The following is an 18,365-nucleotide window of genomic DNA, read 5'->3' on the forward strand; positions in this document are numbered from 1 at the left end:
ATCAGATCCGGTAGCCGGAGCCGGGGACGGTGACGATCACGGGGGGCTCGCCCAGCTTGCGGCGCAGCGTCATGACGGTGACCCGGACGACGTTGGTGAACGGGTCGGTGTTCTCGTCCCAGGCCTTCTCCAGCAGCTGCTCCGCGGAGACCACGGCGCCCTCGCTGCGCATCAGCACCTCCAGGACGGCGAACTCCTTGGGGGCGAGCTGCACCTCCTTGCCGTCGCGGAAGACCTCGCGGCGGTTGGGGTCGAGCTTGATCCCGGCGCGCTCCAGGACGGGCGGCAGCGGCACGCTGGTGCGCCGGCCGAGGGCACGCACGCGTGCCGTGAGCTCGCTGAAGGCGAAGGGCTTGGGGAGATAGTCGTCGGCGCCGATCTCCAGGCCCTCGACCCGGTCGCTCACATCGCCGGACGCCGTCAGCATCAGCACGCGGGTGGGCATGCCGAGTTCGACGATCCTGCGGCAGACGTCGTCGCCGTGCACGAGCGGGAGGTCACGGTCGAGGACGACCACGTCGTAGTCGTTGACGCCGATGCGCTCCAGGGCGGCCGCACCGTCGTACACGACGTCGACGGCCATGGCCTCCCGGCGCAGTCCGGTGGCCACCGCATCGGCGAGCAGTTGCTCGTCCTCGACGACGAGTACGCGCACGTCGCTGTTCCTTCCTGAGGTCCACCCGCGTAGCGCCGCTGGGGCGCGCGAGCAGGGGTCTGGTGGGGTGTGTCGGCGTCCATCCTGCCCTTTTCGGCCATAAGTCGGCGGTAAGGCGGGTGAGGGGCGCATGAAGGGCGGCTGTGCGGGCCCGGGAATGCGGGATTTTCTGCGGGGGTTGAGGTTTCCGTGAGGAAGCGCGGGGGGAGGACGGCTGTACACCCCGCGATCACGCTCCGCTTGTGCCGCACCACCATGCGGTACGCGGCAATCCGCTTTCCGCAGAGCGGTCGTGGATGTCCGGCACCGTCGCCGCCCGGCTGGGGCAGCGCCGGGCACCCACAGGGGACGTGATCGCCCCTTCCGAACGGCACACCCCGGTGCCACCGACCCACGACCCAGGACGAGGGGGCACAGCATGGACGCATTCACCGCAGGGCTTCTGCAGCGCATAAGGGCGACCGAGTCCGACCTGACGCGGGCCCGCGACGAGGGCGACGACTTCCTCGTCGAGGTGGAGCAGGGCGAGCTCGACGACCTGCGCCGCCTCGCCGCGGAGCACGGTGTGGAAGTCGGCGCGTACAGCGTCTGATCAGTACTTGCGCACAAAAAACTTACGCACAGGAGCGGGCCCCCGGCGAATCCAGCGCCGGGGGCCCGCTCTCGTGCCGTGCCGGACAGCGGTTCAGTCGTGCCAGGCGCCGAAGTCCTCCAGCAGCCGCTGGAGGGGCTCGAAGACGCCCGGGGTGGCCGCGATCGCCAGATCACCCGTGGAGCCCTCTCCGGGCCGTCCACCGGTCAGGGCCCCCGCTTCCCGGGCGATCAGGTCGCCCGCCGCGAGGTCCCAGGGGTGCAGGCCCCGCTCGTAGTAGCCGTCCAGCCGGCCCGCGGCCACGTCGCACAGGTCGACCGCCGCCGATCCGGAGCGCCGGATGTCCCGCAGCAGCGGGATCAGCCGGTGCGCGATCTCGGCCTGATGGACCCGGACGCCGGTCACGTAGTTGAAGCCGGTGGAGACCAGCGCCTGCTCCAGCGGCGGCGCCGGCCGGCAGGCCAGGGGGCGCTCGCCCTCCCAGGCGCCGGTGGCGAAGGCTCCGGCGCCGCGGACGGCGTGGTACGTCTCGCCGCGCATGGGGGCGGCGACGACTCCGACGACGGTCTCGCCGTCCTGCTCGGCGGCGATGGAGACGGCCCAAGTGGGCAGGCCGTACAGGTAGTTGACGGTGCCGTCGAGCGGGTCGATCACCCAGCGGACCCCGCTGGTGCCCTCGGTGGAGGCGCCCTCCTCACCGAGGAAGCCGTCGTCGGGGCGCTGGTCGGAGATCAGGTCGGTGATCAGCTTCTCGGCGGCGATGTCCATCTCGGTGACCACGTCGATCGGGCTCGACTTGGTCTTGGCCACCGCGAGGTCGGCCGGGCGGCCGTCCCGCAGCAGGTCGCCCGCGCGGCGCGCGGCCTGCCGGGCGAGACGGAGCAGGTCCGTGTGGACGGGGTCGGTCACGGGGCTCCTCAGGCGTAGGGGCTGTCGGCGCCCGCGGCGGCGGGCCGGGGGGCGCGGGCCGGGCAGCAGCCGACCGGGCAGAGGTGGTGGCTCGCGCCGAGCGCGCCCAGGGCGCACGGGGTGACGGCCCGGCCGCTCTCGGCGGCTGCCCGCTCCAGGACCAGCTCGCGGACGGCGGCGGCGAACCGGGGGTCGGCTCCGACGGTGGCCGAGCGGCGGACCGGAAGACCTAGCTCCGCGGCCTTGGCGGTGGCCTCGGTGTCGAGGTCGTACAGGACCTCCATGTGGTCCGAGACGAACCCGATGGGCGCCATGACCACGGCCGGGGCACCGGCGGCGTACCGCTCCTCCAGGTGGTCGCAGATGTCGGGCTCCAGCCACGGGACGTGCGGGGCGCCGGAGCGGGACTGGTAGACGAGCTGCCAGGGGCGGTCGACGCCGGTGCGCTCGCGGACGGCCTCGGCGATCAGTCGCGCCACGTCCAGATGCTGCCTGACGTACGCCCCGCCGTCACCGTGGTCCTCGACCGGTCCGGAGGTGTCCGCGGCCGAGAGGGGGATGGAGTGGGTCGTGAACGCGATCTGGGCGCCGTCCCGGACCTCCTCCGGGAGGTCGGCCAGGGACCGCAGCACGCCGTCGGTCATGGGCTCCACGAAGCCGGGGTGGTTGAAGTAGTGCCGGAGCTTGTCGATCTTAGGCAGCTCCAGGCCCTCGGCCTCCAGGGCGGCGAGCGAGTCGGCGAGGTTCTCGCGGTACTGGCGGCAGCCCGAGTACGAGGCGTAGGCACTGGTGGCGAGGACCAGGATGCGGCGGCGGCCGTCGCGCACCATCTCGCGCAGGGTGTCCGTGAGATACGGCGCCCAGTTGCGGTTGCCCCAGTAGACGGGCAGGTCCAGGCCGTGGCCGGCGAAGTCCTTGCGCAGGGCGTCGAGGAGTGCGCGGTTCTGGTCGTTGATGGGGCTGACCCCGCCGAACAGGAAGTAGTGCTGTCCGACTTCCTTCAGCCGTTCCTTGGGGATGCCGCGCCCCCGCGTCACGTTCTCCAGGAACGGAACCACGTCGTCCGGGCCCTCGGGGCCACCGAAGGAGAGCAGCAGGAGGGCGTCGTAGGGGCTGGCATCGAGCGCGTCTGGCATGGGTCCGATCCTGCCACCCGGCACTGACAGCCGGGACAGTGCGGGGGGTCGACCTGGGCCTCCGACCGGCCGATCGGGTGCATTAGGGTTGCCTTACTCGTAAGCTGTATCAGCTGTGTTCGCGCCTTACGGGCGCAGGGGTGCGCGCCGTGCCGGGCGCGTCCTCGACGAGCCGCCCGCCTCTCGACCGGAGACCCCAGTGCCCAGCCCCTACCGCGCCCTGTTCGCCGCCCCCGGCTCCAAGGCCTTCTCCGCCGCGGGCTTCCTCGGCCGGATGCCCCTGTCGATGATGGGGATCGGCGTGGTGACGATGGTGTCCCAGCTGACCGGGCGCTACGGCCTGGCCGGTGCCCTGTCGGCCACCATCGCGCTGGCCGCGGCGGCGGCCGGGCCGCAGGTCTCCCGATGGGTGGACCAGTACGGCCAGCGGCGCGTGCTGCGGCCGGCGACCCTGGTCTCGCTCATCGCGGCGGCCGGGCTGCTGCTGGCCGCGCACTACCGCTGGCCGGACTGGACGCTGTTCGTGTTCTCCGCCGGCATCGGCTGTGTGCCGAGCGTCGGCGCGATGATCCGCGCCCGCTGGGCGGCCGTGTACCGGGGCACCCCGCAGCTGCACACCGCGTACTCCTTCGAGTCGGTGGTGGACGAGGTCTGCTTCATCTTCGGGCCGATCTTCTCGATCGGTCTGTCCACGGCCTGGTTCCCGGAGGCGGGTCCGCTGCTCGCCGCCTGCTTCCTCGCGGCCGGCGTCTTCTGGCTGACCTCCCAGCGCGCCACCGAGCCCGAGCCGCACCCGCGCGCGCGGCACGAGAGGCGCGGCACCAGCGCGCTGCGCTCCGCCGGCCTCCAGGTCCTGGTGGCCACCTTCGTGGCGACGGGAGCGATCTTCGGGGCCGTCGACGTGGTCACCGTGGCCTTCGCCGAGGAGCAGGGCCACAAGGGGGCCGCGAGCATCGTCCTGGCCGTGTACGCGGCCGGTTCCTGTGCGGCGGGCGCCGTGTTCGGGCTGCTGCACCTCAAGGGGGCGCCCGAACCCCGCTGGCTGCTGGGCATATGTGCGATGGCCGTGAGTATGATCCCCCTCCTACTGGTCGGAAACTTGCCGTTTCTGGCCGTGGCGCTGTTCCTTGCGGGGCTCTGCATCGCTCCGACGATGATCACGACGATGTCCCTCATCGAACAGCACGTACCACGCGCGCAGCTGACCGAGGGCATGACCTGGGTGAGCACGGGGCTCGCGGTCGGGGTCGCGCTCGGCTCCTCCGCGGCCGGCTGGGTGATCGACGCGGCCGGCGCGCAGGCCGGGTACGGGGTTCCGGCGGTGTCCGGAGCCGTCGCGGTCGCGGTCGGTTTCCTCGGGTACCGCCGGCTCAAGCGGCCGGATCCGCGTCGGGGAGGCACCGTTGAGCAGCACAGCGAGCGGGAAGAACGGCACGTGGCGTAACTGGGGCGGAAACGTCTCCGCCCGCCCCGCGCGGGAGGTCACGCCCGCCTCCGCCGAGGAACTGGCTCAGGCCGTGCGCCGGGCCGCCGAGGACGGCCTGAAGGTGAAGGCCGTGGGCACCGGGCACTCCTTCACGTCGATCGCCGCCACCGACGGTGTGTTGATCCGTCCTCAACTGTTGACCGGTATCCGCAATATTGACCGGGACGCCATGACCGTCACGGTGGAGGCCGGCACCCCGCTCAAGAGGCTCAACCTGGCCCTGGCCCGCGAGGGTCTGTCGCTGACCAACATGGGCGACATCATGGAGCAGACGGTCGCCGGAGCCACCAGCACCGGCACCCATGGCACGGGCCGGGAGTCGGGCTCGACAGCCGCCCAGATCAGGGCACTTGAACTGGTCACGGCCGACGGCTCGGTCCTCACCTCTTCCCCCGAGGAGAACCCGGACGTCTTCGCCGCCGCCCGGATCGGCCTCGGCGCGCTCGGCATCGTCACCGCGATCACCTTCGCCGTGGAGCCGGTCTTCCTGCTGACGGCCCGCGAGGAGCCGATGACCTTCGACCGGGTCACCCGGGACTTCGACGAACTGTGGGCGGAGAACGAGCACTTCGAGTTCTACTGGTTCCCGCACACCGGCAGCACCAACACCAAGCGCAACAACCGCAGCGCGGGCCCCGAGCGTCCGGTGGGCCGGTTCAAAGCCTGGTTCGAGGACGAGTTCCTCTCCAACGGCGTCTTCCAGGCCGCCCAGTGGATCGGCCGCGCGGCACCCCCCGCGGTCCCGGCCATCGCCCGGATCTCCAGCAAGGCCCTGTCCGCGCGGACGTACACGGACATCCCGTACAAGGTCTTCACCTCGCCGCGCCGGGTGCGGTTCGTGGAGATGGAGTACGCCGTCCCGCGCGCGGCCGTCGTCGAGACGCTGCGCGAACTGAAGTCGATGCTCGACCGCTCCAACCTGCGGGTCAGCTTCCCCGTGGAGGTGCGCACCGCCCCGGCCGACGACATCGCCCTGTCCACCGCCGCGGGCCGGGACAGCGGGTACATCGCCGTCCACCTGGCCAAGGGGGCCCCCTACCAGCGGTACTTCACGGCCGCGGAGCGCATCTTCACCGCGCACGAGGGGCGGCCGCACTGGGGCAAGGTGCACACACGGGACGCCGAGTACTTCGCCGGGGTCTACCCGCGCTTCGGCGAGTTCACGGCGCTGCGGGACCGGCTGGATCCGGACCGGCTGTTCCAGAACGACTACCTGCGGCGGGTTCTGGGGGCCTAGCACAAGCGCCGGGCCGCGTGAGGTACGCCACATTCCAGATCCCCCAACCCCCTTGCCCTGCGGCCGACTCCCGCCTCTTGCGCCAACTCGGGCGGCGCGCCAATCCACGCACGTGGCCCAAATGGAGTACTGTTGCGAGCCCTGGGTCCGGTCTCCCGCCAGGGCGTCCGTGGCCTTCAAGGACCGCCTGGAGGGGGCTAGTTGCACAGGGTGACGGAGTTAGTCACTTAGCGTTGCGAATAGGTAACCGTGCCATAACGGCGATCCAGGGCCCGTGCCCGACACGCCGGGCAACTCGGCAAGGTTGTGGCAGGCTGCACCCGGGCAGGCCACACTCGACTAGCGGAAGCAGCGACGCACGTGACGTCGGCAGGCACCACCCGGGAGGTCCCCATGCCCGAACTGCGTGTCGTGGCCGTCTCCAATGACGGCACACGGCTGGTGCTGAAGGCTGCCGACGCGACGGAGTACACGCTTCCGATCGACGAACGTCTCCGTGCCGCGGTGCGCGGCGACCGTCCCCGCCTCGGCCAGATCGAGATCGAGGTGGAGAGCCATCTCCGCCCCCGGGACATTCAGGCGCGTATACGCGCGGGTGCCACGGCGGAGGAAGTCGCGCAGATGGCGGGCATTCCCGTCGACCGCGTCCGGCGCTTCGAGGGCCCCGTGCTCGCCGAGCGCGCCTTCATGGCCGAGCGGGCCCGCAAGACCCCGGTCCGCCGCCCCGGCGAGAACGCCGGACCCCAGCTCGGTGAGGCCGTCCAGGAGCGGCTGCTGCTGCGCGGCGCCGAGAAGGACAGCGTGCAGTGGGACTCCTGGCGCCGTGACGACGGCACCTGGGAGGTGCTGCTGGTCTACCGGGTGGCGGGCGAACCGCACTCGGCGAGCTGGACGTACGACCCGCCCCGGCGGCTCGTCCAGGCCGTCGACGACGAGGCCCGCTCGCTGATCGGCGAGTCCGAGGACCTCGCGGCGCCGCCCGAGCCCAGCTTTCCGTTCGTTCCGCGTATCGCCCGGCTGCCCCGTGACCGTCCGCTGGACGGCAGGATCGAGCGGGAGCGGCCGAGCCTGCCCGCGCCCGAGCCGGTCGAGGAGACCGTGAGCGAACGGGACTCGCTGACCAGCCTGTTGGAGGCCGTGCCCAGCTTCCGCGGCGACCTCGTGGTACCGGAGCGCCCGTCGGATGCCCCCGCGGCGGAGGAGCCCCCGGTCGAGCCCGAGGCGGAGGAACCGCCCGCCCCCGCGGCGTCGGCCGGTTCCGCCTACGCCGATGTCCTCATGCCCCGCTCCGTGGGCAGCCACCGCGACCGGCTGATCGGCTCGACCGACCGCCAGGCCGAGGCCGACGGCGTCCGCCCGGGCCGCCGCGCGGCGGTCCCGAGCTGGGACGAGATCGTCTTCGGCACCCGCCGCAAGAAGCAGGAGTAGTCCGGTCGTTACGCCGCCGAGGGCGCCGTAACGACCGACCACGCGGCGCCGCCAGATCGCCGCCCTGGGCCCGCCCCACGCGGCGCGGGCCCAGCCCGTCCCCTGCCCCGCCCGGCCCAGGTCCGAGGACCCCACCAGCCGCTCCACCCGCACCGCCCGAAACCCGTCATGCAGGCCGGGGCCAAGTGCGAGACCACCCACCCCGGCCGGACCGGCCCGCACCGCCCGCCGCCCTGCCCCACGGTGCAACCGGCCCGCCCCCGGTCCGGAACCACTCCACCCGACCGGCTAACACCGGCCCGCCCAGCCGAACCGGCCCTGGACCGCACCGCGGACCGACCACCCGGCCGATCCCGGTTCCGAGACCACCCCACCCGACGCGAGTCAACGCCAGCCTTAGCCAGCACAGGCGGCCCGAGCCGACCACCGCCGACAAGTCCACCCCGCCCAGCAGTGCCGCGGAACCGGGCCGCGCGCCCAGCCGGACCAGGTCCGAGGCCCCCGCCCGATGCCGGTCAGCGTCAGCCCGGCCGACCACCACCGTCCCGGGGCCGGGCCGGGACGGGCCCAAGAGCCTCACGCCGCTCGGTGTCACTGCATCCGGGCCGCGCGCCCGTCCGAACCGGATCCGAGACCCCCCCGCCCGAAGCCAGTCAACGTCAGCCCCGCCGACCACCTCCGTCCCGGCCCAAACCCTCGCCCTCTGCCGTGCGCTACTGCGGATCCGGACCGGTCGCCACCGGGCGGGAAGGGTCTGTGGACCATTCCGACCAGGAGCCGACGTAGAGCGCGGCGGGGATACCGGCGACGGCGAGGGCCAGGACCTCGTGCGCCCCCGAGACGCCCGAGCCGCAGTACACGCCGACCGCCGTGCCCTCGTCGGCGCCGAGGGCCTTGAAGCGGGCGTGCAGTTCCTCGGCGGGCAGGAAGCGGCCGTCGGCGGCGACGTTCTGGTCGGTCGGCGCGGACACCGCGCCCGGGATGTGCCCGCCGACGCGGTCGATCGGCTCCACCTCGCCCCGGTAGCGCTCCCCCGCGCGGGCGTCCAGCAGCAGCCCGGAGCGGGCCAGTGCGGCGGCGCCGTCCGCGTCGAGCAGGCCGGCGGCGCCCGGGTTCGGCCGGAAATCACCCTCCGCAGGCGTCGGGACCGACGTCTCCAGCGGTCCGTCCCAGACCGGCAACCCGCCGTCGAGGACCCGCACGTCCGGGTGACCCGTCCAGCGCAGCAGCCACCACGCGCGGGCCGCGGCCCAGCCCTGGCCGCCGTCGTACACGACCACGGGACGTCCGGCCGAGACACCCGCGCGGCGCATCGCGGAGCCGAACTCCGCGAGATCCGGCAGCGGATGGCGGCCGGCGCTTCCGGGTGCGGCGGCGAGCTCTTCGTCCAGGTCGACGAAGACCGCGCCGGGAAGGTGTCCGGCCGCGTACTCGGCCCGTCCGTCGAAGGGCGGCTCGCCCGCCGCTCGAGCCACGCTCAACTGCCAGCGGACGTCCAGCAGCACCGGCGGACGGGATCCGCCCAGGTCGCCCGCGAGTTCGGTTGCGGAGATGATGGCGTTCATGGCTCCCATCCTCGCGTACGGGGTGGCCGCGAAGTCCAGGTCCGGCTACTCTGCTCGGCCGGACAGCCCCGATCACGAGGCGTACGGGATCGGGCACATGCTGTACAGCCGATCGACACCCGTGGGCCATCGCGCGGAAACGGACGAGAAGCGGCACACCGGGCATCCTCCGGGCACAGCGCGCGGTACCGCGGCGCGCCCGGGACGCACGGCACCACGGGTGGTGCGAGCATCGGCACGGGCGTCCGGAGAGCGGAATCGACGCGGCCACCGTGAGGGGCCGAGGAGAGAGTGACGATGACCGAGGCACGGGGGTCGGCCGGCCTGAACGGCGAAGCGCACGCTCGGCACGCGCCCGGCTCGCCCTGCTGGGTGAGTCTGATGGCGCACGGGGTGGCCGCGACCCAGGAGTTCTACGGTGAGCTGTTCGGCTGGGAGTTCCGGCCCGGACCGCAGCAGCTCGGCCCGTACGTACGGGCGCTGCTCGACGGCAAGGAAGTCGCCGGCATCGGCCAGCTGCCGCCTGACCGGCATCTGCCCATCGCCTGGACGCCCTACTTCGCCTCGACGGACGTGGACCTGACGGCCGAGACGGTACGGCTGTGCGGCGGCACCGTGGGAGTGGGCCCGCTGGACGCCGCCGAGGCCGGCCGGCTCGCGGTCTGCTCCGACCCCTCCGGCGCCGTCTTCGGCGTCTGGCAGGCCGCGGCCCACCTCGGCAGCGCCCTCACCGGAGTCCCGGGCACCCCGGTCTGGAACGAGCTGCTGACCTTCGAGACGGTCGCCGTGACCAAGTTCTACGAGACGGTGTTCGGCCACGAACAGCAGAAAGTGGTCTCCGCGGACTTCGACTACGTCACCCTCCACCTCGCCGGCCGCACCATCGCCGCGGTCCTCGGCCTCGGCCAGTCCCTCCCCCGCGACCGGGGCCCCCACTGGATGACCTTCTTCGAGGTGGCCGACACCGACGCGTCGACGGCCCAGGCCGAAGCCCTGGGCGGCCAGATCCTGACCCCGCCCCACGACAGCGCCCTGGGCCGCATGTCCACGGTGACGGACCCGGAAGGCGCGAGGTTCTCGCTGCTGCAGAGCCGCCCCTGACCCCGGCCCGCGGCCGGCGCCGCTCCCGCTAGGCCGAAGGCACCGGCAGGACGTCCGGGGAGAGGGCCGCCGCCCGCGCGGTGGCCGCTGTCATGCGGCGGCGGTGGTGGCGACGGCAGAGGACCTCGTAGCCGATGGTGTCCGACTGGTCGAGTCGCCGACGACCACCTGGGCGCCCTCCACCACCATCTCGCCGCCCACCGTGCGCGCGTTGTGGGTCGCCCGGGCGCCGCACCAGCACAGGGCCTCCACCTGGAGGACCTCCACGCGGTCGGCCAGTTCCACCAGGCGCTGCGAGCCGGGGAAGAGCTTGGAGCGGAAGTCGGTGGTGATGCCGAAGGCGTAGACGTCGAGGCCCAGGTCGTCCACCACGCGCGCGAGCTGGTCGATCTGCTGCGGGGCCAGGAACTGCGCCTCGTCCGCGATGACGTAGTCCGCGCGGCCGCCCTGGGAGAGGTGGTCCACCAGGTACGCGTACAGGTCCTGCCCGTCCTCGACCTCCACCGCGTCCGTGACCAGGCCGAGGCGGGAGGAGAGCTTGCCCTCGCCCGCGCGGTCGTCCCGGGTGAAGATCATGCCGGCCAGGCCGCGCGCCGAGCGGTTGTGCTCGATCTGGAGAGCCAGCGTCGACTTCCCGCAGTCCATCGTTCCGGAGAAGAACACCAGCTCGGGCATGGCGTGTTGAGCACCTTTCGGCAACAGGGTCGTAACGGGGGGAGGGAGAGGCCTCAGGAACGTACTTCCAGCAGCGGCACCAACTGCTCCGCCGGAGTCATCGAGCCGTGGTTGCCGACCATCGCCGACTCCTTCGGCTCCCGCTCGGAAGCGATGATCAGCACATCGTCGCGAGCGGCAGCGATCACATCGCCGAGCCGGGCGTACACCCGCTCGTCGATCCGCGGGCCGAACCAGCCCGCCGCGATCGCCTCCTCCCGGGAGGCCACCCAGAACTGCTCGCCGAGCACCTCGCGCCAGCAGGTCAGGACGTCGTTCTCGGCGCCGGGCACCGCGTAGACGTGCCGCGCGCGGCCCTCGCCGCCGAGCAGGGCAACCCCGGCGCGCAGCTCCCAGTCCTCGTCGAAGTCGATGCGGTGCTGCTCGTCGAAGGGCACGTCGACCATGCCGTGGTCGGCGGTGACGTACAGCGCGGTGCGCGGCGGCAGCTGCTCGGCGAGGCGCTGGACGAGCCGGTCGACGTACATGAGCTGGCCGCGCCACAGGTCGGAGTCGACGCCGAAGCGGTGTCCGGCGCCGTCCACCTCGGCGTAGTACGTGTAGACCAAGGAGCGGTCGCCGGCGGCCAGTTGCTCGGCCGCGAGATCCATCCGCTCCTCGCCGCTCAGCCGCCCGTGGAAGGTGCCGCCGCTCAGCGCCACCTTGGTCAGCGGCGTGTTCTCGAAGGCGGGGGACGACACCTGCGCGGCGTGCACACCGGCGTCGTGGGCCAGCTGGAAGACGGTGGGGTACGGCTGCCAGGGGCCCGGCGCGGTCCAGGGCTGCCAGCGCAGCTGGTTCATCAGCGCGCCGGTCGCCGGATCGCGCACGGTGTACCCGGGCAGTCCGTGCGCGCCGGGCGGCAGGCCGGTGCCGACGGAGGCGAGGGAGGTCGCGGTGGTCGCCGGGTAGCCGGTGGTGAGCGGCCGTCCGGTGCCGCCGCGGGAGCTGGCGAGGAGCGACGTCATGAACGGGGCGTCGTCGGGGTGCGCCTTCAGCTGCTCCCAGCCGAGGCCGTCGATCAGGAACACGCAGTTCCGGTCGGCCGGGGTCAGCTCGCTGATCGCGGCGGTCATGCCGGGTACGTCCATGCCGGCGGCCAGCGTGGGCAGCAGGTCGGCGAGCGATCCCGCGCCGTACTCGGGCAGGGGGGCGGAGTCGAGGGGCAGCGGCTGCGGGTCGTGCTCCCAGGCGGGCTGGGCCATCAGCGGGCGGTGTCCGCGGTCGCCTCGGAGAGGGCCTGCGCGAAGGCGAGCGCCTGGCGCACGGTCTCCGGTCCGTCGCCGGCCTCGCTGACGCGGAGGCTGAGGTCGTCGGCCGTGGAGCTGCCCGTGTAGCCGTGGTCGGCCTCGCAGTTGGGGTCGCCGCAGGCGGCCGGCTCCAGGTCGATCCGGGAGACCGCGCCCCAGCCGATGGTCAGCACGACCTCGCGGGGCAGGGTGCCGGGCGTGTACGACTCCGGGTTCGCGACCATCCGGCTCAGGACGACCGACGAGATCCGGCCGATCTTGACCGACTCGGTGGAGGTGGTGGCGTACGGGGTCGGAGAGGTGGTGTCGGCGGCCTGCTCATCGGTGTGGCTGACGATGAAGCGGTTGTCGGTGAGGACCAGCACGGTGACATGCCGGCGCACCTCGTTCTGGTCGAACGTGGTCTCCTGGTGGACCAGGTACGACCGGATGGGCTCGCCGCCCACGGCGGCCTCCACCGCCTCGGCCACGAGGGCCGGGTAGTAGCCGCTGCGCTCGATCGCCGCTCGCAGCCCCTGGGTCGTCGTACTGGTCTTGGCCATGGCCCCCATCCTACGGGGGCCCACTGACTGCGAGGGACCGCTCGCGCCGGTCAGTAGGCGGGCAGCGTGCGCGGGCCGAGGTCGTCGCGGGCGGGCGGCGGGGCCAGCCGTACGGTCGCGCCGAGCACGGTCAGGCCGTGCGGGGCGACGACGACGGGCTCCAGGGTCACCGCGACGACCTCCGGGTGGTCGTGGACCAGGCGGGAGACCCGCAGCAGCAGTCCCTCCAGGGCGGGTGTGTCGACCGGGGTGGAGCCGCGCCAGCCGAACAGCAGGGGCGCGGTCCGGATCGAGCGGACCAGCGAGGCCGCCTCCCGGTCGGTGACCGGGATGAGCCGGTGCGCCATGTCCCCGAGCAGCTGGGAGGCGGCCCCGGCGAGCGCGAACGACAGCACGGCACCGGCCGCCGGGTCGATCACGGCCCGTACGACGGTGTCGACCCCGCGCGGGGCCATCGCCTGCACGACCGGCCGCAGCTCCGCCGGCGTCCCGAACAGCTCGGCCAACTCGGTGTACGCCCTGCGCAGTTGCTCCTCGTCGGCGAGGTCCAGCCGTACGCCGCCCAGGTCGGCGCGGTGACGCAGGTGCGGTGCGGTGGCCTTGAGGGCGACCGGGTAGCCGACGGCCCGGGCGGCTTCCGCGGCGGCGTCGGGGGTGGGGGCGGGGAGGGCCCGGCGCACATGGATCCCGTACTTCCCGAGCAGGTCGCAGGTGTCCTCGGAGCCGAGGGTGAGCCCCTGGCCCCTGGCGAGCAGCCCGTCGATGAGGGCGGCGGCCCCGCGCTCGTCGATGTCGTCGTACTCGGGCACGCGCCCGGGCTCGGCGGCCTCCCGGCGCCACTGGGCGTACTTGACCGCTTCGGCGAGCGCGCGAACGGCCCGCTCGGCGGCGGGGTAGGCAGGAATGAGCCGACCCGCAGGCGCCGGCTCTCCCCCACCGGCCTCCTCGCCACCACGGACACTTGGTCCCACGGGGCCACGGGCAGCGGCCTCCGCTCGGCCACGGACAGCGGCTTCCACCTGGCCACGGGCAACTGCTTCCACCTGGCCGCGGGCAACGGCTTCCACCTGGCCGCGGGCAACGGCTTCCACCTGGACGCGGGCAGGCACGTCCACTTGGCCTTGGGCAGTCCCTTCCACCTGGCCACGGGCAGGCACGTCCACTTGGCCTTGGGCAGTCCCTTCCGCCTGATCGCGGGCGGCCTCTTCCGCGTGGCTGCGGGCACCCGCCGCATCCAGCCGGCCGCGGGCGGCCCTTTCCGCCTGATCGCGGGCAACCGCATCCACCTGATCGTCGGCAGCCCCTTCCACCGCACCGCGGGCAGCAGGTTCGGCTCCACCGTGGGCAACGGGTTCGGTTCCACCGTGGGCAACGGGTTCGGTTCCACCGTGGGCACCCTCTCCGGCTCCGCCGCGGGCCGCCTCCTCCGCCTCACCGCGGGCCGCCGGGCCCGTCAGGCCGCGGGCAGTCGTGCCGCCTGGGGCGGCACGGGTGGGCGCGGGCGGCACCGCGTCAGCGCCGGGCCGCGCGTCCGGGCCCGCCGCAGCCCCAGCCCCGGGTACGGCCGACGCCGCCCCAGCCATAGCTCCGGCGCCCGAAGCCGCTCCGGCGGGCGCGGGCGCCGTCTGTGGTGCTGTGCTCGCCGCCGCGGACAGTGCCTCGGCCAGTCCGCCCAGTTCCACGTGCACCACCAGCACCGGCTTGCCCGGCACCTCCTCCGCCGCCGACCTCAGCGCCTCCGCCAGGACCGCCTCCCCCACCGAGGGCTCCCCCAGCGCCGGGATCGCGGTCACCACGACGGAGTCGCAGGCGTCGTCGGCGAGCGCCCGCGACAGCGCCGCCCGGAAGTCCCGCGCCGACGCCCCCGTCGTCAGATCCAGCGGCGGCAGCGGCCGCAGCCCCTCGGAGAGGCACGCGTCGTACGTCAGCAGCCCCAGCGACTCGGAGTTGCCGAGGATCGCCACCCGGGGCCCGGCCGGCAGCGGCTGGCGCGCGAGCAGCAGCCCCGCGTCGACCAGTTCGGTGATCGTGTCCACCCGGATCACCCCGGCCTGCCGCAGCAGCGCCGACACGGTGGCGTGCGGCAGCCGCGTCGCCCGTACCGCGTGCCCCTGCGGAGCCGCCCCGCCGTGCCGCGCGCCCTGCACCACGACCAGCGGCTTCGCGGCGGCCGTACGCCGGGCGAGCCGGGTGAACTTGCGCGGGTTGCCGATGGACTCCAGGTACATCAGGGCGACATCGGTGTCCGGGTCGTCGTACCAGTACTGCAGGACGTCGTTGCCGGACACGTCCGCGCGGTTGCCGCAGGAGACGAAGGTGGACACCCCGGTGACCCCGGTGACCCCGCCGCCGCGCCGGTGCAGCCGGGACAGCAGCGCGATGCCGATGGCACCGGACTGGGCGAACAGCCCTATCCGCCCGGGCCGCGGCATCTCGGGCGCGAGGGAGGCGTTGAGCCGTACGTCCACCGAGGTGTTGATGACGCCGAAGGCGTTCGGCCCGATGATGCGCATGCCGTACGCGCGTGCGTGCCGGACGAGTTCGCGCTGGCGCTCCCGGCCCTCGGGGCCGCTCTCGGCGTAGCCGGCGGAGACCACGACCAGCCCTTGCACGCCGTGCTCACCGCACTCGGTGACGACCTCGGGGACCTGTTCGGCGGGCACGGCGACCACCGCGAGGTCGACATGCCCGTCGATGTCGCGCACCGATCGGTGCGCGGGCACCCCGGCGAGTTCCTTCAGGTCCTCGGGGAACGCCTGGTTCACGGCGTACAGCGGACCGCGGAAGCCGCCCTGCCGGATGTTGTCGAGGACTCCGCGGCCCACCCCGCCGGGGGTCCGGCCGGCGCCGATGACGGCCACCGAGCCGGGAGCCAGCAGCCGTTGGACGGATCGCGCCTCGGCGCGCTGCTCGCGCGCGTGCTGCACGGCGAGCGAGCGGTCCGTCGGCTCCAGGCCGAACTCCAGCCGGACGACCCCGTCCTCGAAGCTGCGTTTCTGGGTGTACCCGGCGTCCGTGAACACCTTGATCATCTTGGTGTTGGCGGGCAGCACCTCGGCCGCGAACCGGCGGATCCCGCGCTCCCGCGCGACGGCGCCGATGTGTTCGAGCAGGGCGGAGGCGACTCCGCGTCCCTGGTGGGCGTCCTGGACGAGGAAGGCGACCTCGGCCTCGTCGGCGGGCGCGGAGGCGGGCATTCCGTCGGCACCAATGCGGTCATAGCGTACGGTGGCGATGAACTCGCCGCCGATGGTGGCCGCGAGTCCCACCCGGTCCACGAAGTCGTGGTGTGTGAAGCGGTGGACGTCCTTGGCGGACAGACGCGGGTAGGGCGCGAAGAAGCGGTAGTACTTCGACTCGTCCGAGACCTGCTCGTAGAAGCTGACCAGGCGCTCGGCGTCATCAACGGTGATGGGGCGGATGCGCGCGGTGCCGCCGTCGCGCAGCACCACGTCGGCTTCCCAGTGGGCGGGGTACTCGTGCCGGTCCGACGCGCTCTGCATGGGGCCCAGACTACGGCTCGCGTACGACAACGGCGCGGGGCAGTCTGTGGAGGACGGGTGTCGGATCGAGGCCGCGGTCCGACGGTCACGCGCGGGACGGGACGCAGGACCGTACCGGGCACGCTTCGCGTTGTGGAACACTGGTCTAGACAACCTGAGAACCTGAAGGGCAGCATCACATGGCTGAGCGCCGCGTCAACGTCGGCTGGGCCGAGGGCCTCCACGCCCGCCCCGCCTCCATCTTCGTCCGAGCCGCCACGGCCACAGGCGTCCCGGTGACGATCGCCAAGGCTGACGGCAACCCCGTCAACGCGGCCTCCATGCTGGCGGTCCTGGGCCTGGGCGCCCAGGGCGGCGAGGAGATCGTGCTCGCCTCCGACGCCGAGGGCGCGGACGCCGCTCTCGACCGTCTGGCGAAGCTGGTCTCCGAGGGCCTCGAGGAACTCCCCGAGACCGTCTGAGCGAATACCGGGCGCGGCAGCCGCCGCCTCCTCACCGGGCTCGTCCGAATTACCGGGCGAGCCCTTCGCATTTCCCGATTCCGGGCAGCGGAAATAATCCCCCGGGAATTACGCCTTCTTTGTATACGGCGCGCATGTTAATGCCGGAGGCCCGACATGTTTACGGGATGTTGCGAATTCCTCACACGCTCCCCGGCGGGGAACCGCAGCCGGTGCGTGCCGCTGGAGCGCTCGGTGTGCACGGCCGTGATCGCCCGCGCGCGTTCGCTGTCGCCGCGGGCCACCGCGTCCACGATCGCCCCGTGCTCCGCCCAGGCGTCCACGGGGGCGGCCGACGCCTCCACCGAGTACATCCAGGCGATCTTGTGCCGCAGCTGGGTCAGCATCGAGGTCAGGGCGGGGCTGCCGGAGGCCTGGGCGAGCGTCTCGTGGAACCAGCCGCCCAGGGAGCGCAGATCCTCGCTGTTGCCCCGCCTGGCCCGCTCCTGACCGAGCCGCACCAGGCCGCGCAGCACCTTCAGATGTGCCTCGGTGCGCCGCTGGGCGGCCCGGGCGGCGCCGAGCGGCTCCAGCAGCGAGCGCATCTCCAGCAGGTCGGCGGCCTCCTGCTCGGTCGGTTCCGCGACGCACGCGCCCGCGTGCCGCCGGGTCACCACGAAGCCCTCCGCCTCCAGCGTGCGCAGGGCCTCCCGGACGGGGACGCGCGAGACGCCGTAGCGGCGCGCGAGCAGTTCCTCGGTGAGTCGGCTGCCGCGCTCGTAGACACCGGCGACGATGTCGTCCCGGATCGCCGTGCATACCGAGTGCGCCGGAATACGCATGACCCGACCTCCGCTTTAATCCCCGTGAAACGTCGACAACTGACGTGTGTTCAGTGACTCTATTCCAATGAGCCGGAATTTCCGAAGGGGGGACGGAATCCATGCATATTTTTTGGACAGCGGGGGGTCGCAAACGCCAAAACCCCGGCTCGGTGAGCCGGGGTCCGGGCAGCGCGGGGCGGGTGCCGTCAGATGTTCACGCCGTGCGAGCGGAGGTAGGCGACCGGGTCGATGTCCGAGCCGTACTCCGCGCTCATGCGGGCCTCGAAGTGCAGGTGCGCCCCGGTGACGTTGCCGGTCGCGCCGGAGACGCCTATCTGCTGGCCCGGGGTGACGCTCTGGCCGACCGAGACGCCGACGGACGACAGGTGCCCGTACTGGGTGTACGTGCCGTCGTGCATCTTGATGACGACCTGGTTGCCGTACGCCCCGCCCCAGCCGGCCTCCACGACGGTGCCCATGCCGACCGAGCGGACGGGGGTGCCGGTGGCGGCGTGGAAGTCGACGCCGGTGTGGGTGCCGGAGGACCAGACGGCGCCGCCGGCCTTGTAGCTCGTCGAGACGTAGGAGCCGGAGATCGGGGAGACGAAGGTGTTCAGGCGCTTGCGCTCGGCCTCGCGGGCGGCGCGCTCCTTGGCCTCGCGGGCCTTCTCGGCCGCCTCGGCGGCCCTCTCGCGGGCGGCCTCCTCGGCCGCCTGCTTCGCCGCCGCCTCGTCGGCGGCCTGCTGCTGGGCGGCGGCCTGGGCGTCGATCTGCTGGGCGACCGAGTCGCCGATGGTGATGACGGGGGTGAGACCGGTCTGCTCGGGCGCGGCCTCCGCGGCGAGCGCCGGGCTCGCGAGGGTGCCGATGACGCCGGTGGTGGTGAGGGCCGCGACACCCGCCGCGCGGGCGGTGGTGCGCTGCATCCGGCTGGGACGTCGGTGCTTCCCGGTGGCGCGCGTGAACGCCATGTGGTGGCTGGT

The 18,365-nt window shown here is 73.0% G+C and carries 15 protein-coding genes and 1 pseudogene; 6 read left to right on the forward strand and 10 right to left on the reverse strand.

What is annotated here, in order from left to right:
- Position 1 precedes the first annotated feature (1 nt).
- Complete coding sequence (locus tag ACFYW5_RS28965) at positions 2-655, reverse strand: response regulator transcription factor (protein ID WP_009191109.1); 654 nt, start codon at positions 653-655, stop codon at positions 2-4.
- Positions 656-1,073: 418 nt separating this feature from the next.
- Here ACFYW5_RS28965 and ACFYW5_RS28970 point away from each other — a divergent pair, with 418 nt between their 5' ends.
- The gene (locus ACFYW5_RS28970) at positions 1,074-1,247 is read left to right on the forward strand and encodes a hypothetical protein (protein WP_015657365.1); all 174 of its coding nucleotides are present in this window, start codon (positions 1,074-1,076) and stop codon (positions 1,245-1,247) included.
- A 93-nt stretch (positions 1,248-1,340) separates the two neighbouring features.
- Here ACFYW5_RS28970 and ACFYW5_RS28975 read toward each other — a convergent pair whose 3' ends face one another.
- Complete coding sequence (locus ACFYW5_RS28975; RefSeq protein ID WP_389420036.1) at positions 1,341-2,156, reverse strand: inositol monophosphatase family protein; 816 nt, start codon at positions 2,154-2,156, stop codon at positions 1,341-1,343.
- A gap of 8 nt (positions 2,157-2,164) precedes the next feature.
- Positions 2,165-3,292, reverse strand: coding sequence for a ferrochelatase (locus ACFYW5_RS28980; RefSeq protein ID WP_389420037.1), 1,128 nt, complete (start codon positions 3,290-3,292; stop codon positions 2,165-2,167).
- A gap of 199 nt (positions 3,293-3,491) precedes the next feature.
- On the opposite strand from ACFYW5_RS28980, the gene ACFYW5_RS28985 reads away from it, so the two are divergent.
- From ACFYW5_RS28985 to sepH, 3 genes are all read left to right on the forward strand, one after another.
- Complete coding sequence (locus ACFYW5_RS28985; RefSeq protein WP_389420038.1) at positions 3,492-4,736, forward strand: MFS transporter; 1,245 nt, start codon at positions 3,492-3,494, stop codon at positions 4,734-4,736.
- Positions 4,696-6,015, forward strand: coding sequence for a D-arabinono-1,4-lactone oxidase (locus ACFYW5_RS28990; RefSeq protein ID WP_389420039.1), 1,320 nt, complete (start codon positions 4,696-4,698; stop codon positions 6,013-6,015). Before ACFYW5_RS28985 ends, ACFYW5_RS28990 begins: the two co-directional genes overlap by 41 nt.
- 393 nt (positions 6,016-6,408) lie before the next feature.
- Positions 6,409-7,443 (forward strand): septation protein SepH, encoded by a 1,035-nt coding sequence (gene sepH / locus ACFYW5_RS28995; RefSeq protein WP_389420040.1) that lies wholly within the window; start codon positions 6,409-6,411, stop codon positions 7,441-7,443.
- Positions 7,444-8,156: 713 nt separating this feature from the next.
- Here the strand turns inward: sepH and ACFYW5_RS29000 are convergent.
- A complete protein-coding gene (locus ACFYW5_RS29000) occupies positions 8,157-9,008 on the reverse strand; it encodes a sulfurtransferase (protein WP_389420041.1) in 852 nt (283 codons plus the stop codon).
- Between the two features lie 297 nt (positions 9,009-9,305).
- Here ACFYW5_RS29000 and ACFYW5_RS29005 point away from each other — a divergent pair, with 297 nt between their 5' ends.
- Positions 9,306-10,109 carry a VOC family protein gene (locus ACFYW5_RS29005; RefSeq protein WP_389420042.1) on the forward strand — a complete coding sequence of 268 codons (804 nt, stop codon included), beginning with the start codon at positions 9,306-9,308 and terminating at the stop codon, positions 10,107-10,109.
- Positions 10,110-10,137: 28 nt separating this feature from the next.
- Here ACFYW5_RS29005 and ACFYW5_RS29010 read toward each other — a convergent pair.
- From ACFYW5_RS29010 to ACFYW5_RS29025, 4 genes and pseudogenes are all read right to left on the reverse strand, one after another.
- Positions 10,138-10,784, reverse strand: a pseudogene (locus ACFYW5_RS29010) (thymidine kinase).
- Between the two features lie 53 nt (positions 10,785-10,837).
- The gene (locus ACFYW5_RS29015) at positions 10,838-12,028 is read right to left on the reverse strand and encodes an alkaline phosphatase family protein (RefSeq protein ID WP_389420043.1); all 1,191 of its coding nucleotides are present in this window, start codon (positions 12,026-12,028) and stop codon (positions 10,838-10,840) included.
- On the reverse strand, positions 12,028-12,615 hold the full coding sequence (locus ACFYW5_RS29020; protein WP_389420044.1) for a DUF5998 family protein: 588 nt from the start codon (positions 12,613-12,615) through the stop codon (positions 12,028-12,030). The genes ACFYW5_RS29015 and ACFYW5_RS29020 overlap by 1 nt, the downstream gene beginning before the upstream one ends.
- A 50-nt stretch (positions 12,616-12,665) precedes the next feature.
- Positions 12,666-16,118 (reverse strand): GNAT family N-acetyltransferase, encoded by a 3,453-nt coding sequence (locus ACFYW5_RS29025; RefSeq protein WP_389420045.1) that lies wholly within the window; start codon positions 16,116-16,118, stop codon positions 12,666-12,668.
- Positions 16,119-16,297: 179 nt separating this feature from the next.
- Here ACFYW5_RS29025 and ACFYW5_RS29030 point away from each other — a divergent pair, with 179 nt between their 5' ends.
- A complete protein-coding gene (locus ACFYW5_RS29030; protein ID WP_019755624.1) occupies positions 16,298-16,579 on the forward strand; it encodes an HPr family phosphocarrier protein in 282 nt (93 codons plus the stop codon).
- A gap of 137 nt (positions 16,580-16,716) precedes the next feature.
- On the opposite strand, the gene ACFYW5_RS29035 is transcribed toward ACFYW5_RS29030, so the two are convergent.
- Complete coding sequence (locus tag ACFYW5_RS29035) at positions 16,717-17,400, reverse strand: GntR family transcriptional regulator (protein ID WP_389420046.1); 684 nt, start codon at positions 17,398-17,400, stop codon at positions 16,717-16,719.
- Positions 17,401-17,588: 188 nt separating this feature from the next.
- Entirely contained in the window at positions 17,589-18,353 is a 765-nt protein-coding gene (locus ACFYW5_RS29040; RefSeq protein WP_389420047.1) for a M23 family metallopeptidase, read from the reverse strand.
- Positions 18,354-18,365: the final 12 nt, after the last annotated feature.

Source organism: Streptomyces sp. NPDC002779 (assembly GCF_042888685.1).
Taxonomy (GTDB): Bacteria; Actinomycetota; Actinomycetes; order Streptomycetales; family Streptomycetaceae; genus Streptomyces.

Excerpts from the sequence above, each read along its gene's own strand:
- ACFYW5_RS28970 (WP_015657365.1), top strand. The coding sequence starts at position 1,074 with ATGGACGCATTCACCGCAGGGCTTCTGCAGCGCATAAGGGCGACCGAG.
- ACFYW5_RS28980 (WP_389420037.1), bottom strand. The coding sequence starts at position 3,292 with ATGCCAGACGCGCTCGATGCCAGCCCCTACGACGCCCTCCTGCTGCTC.
- sepH (WP_389420040.1), top strand. The coding sequence starts at position 6,409 with ATGCCCGAACTGCGTGTCGTGGCCGTCTCCAATGACGGCACACGGCTG.
- ACFYW5_RS29000 (WP_389420041.1), bottom strand. The coding sequence starts at position 9,008 with ATGAACGCCATCATCTCCGCAACCGAACTCGCGGGCGACCTGGGCGGA.
- ACFYW5_RS29005 (WP_389420042.1), top strand. The coding sequence starts at position 9,306 with ATGACCGAGGCACGGGGGTCGGCCGGCCTGAACGGCGAAGCGCACGCT.
- ACFYW5_RS29015 (WP_389420043.1), bottom strand. The coding sequence starts at position 12,028 with ATGGCCCAGCCCGCCTGGGAGCACGACCCGCAGCCGCTGCCCCTCGAC.
- ACFYW5_RS29020 (WP_389420044.1), bottom strand. The coding sequence starts at position 12,615 with ATGGCCAAGACCAGTACGACGACCCAGGGGCTGCGAGCGGCGATCGAG.
- ACFYW5_RS29025 (WP_389420045.1), bottom strand. The coding sequence starts at position 16,118 with ATGCAGAGCGCGTCGGACCGGCACGAGTACCCCGCCCACTGGGAAGCC.
- ACFYW5_RS29030 (WP_019755624.1), top strand. The coding sequence starts at position 16,298 with ATGGCTGAGCGCCGCGTCAACGTCGGCTGGGCCGAGGGCCTCCACGCC.
- ACFYW5_RS29035 (WP_389420046.1), bottom strand. The coding sequence starts at position 17,400 with ATGCGTATTCCGGCGCACTCGGTATGCACGGCGATCCGGGACGACATC.
- ACFYW5_RS29040 (WP_389420047.1), bottom strand. The coding sequence starts at position 18,353 with ATGGCGTTCACGCGCGCCACCGGGAAGCACCGACGTCCCAGCCGGATG.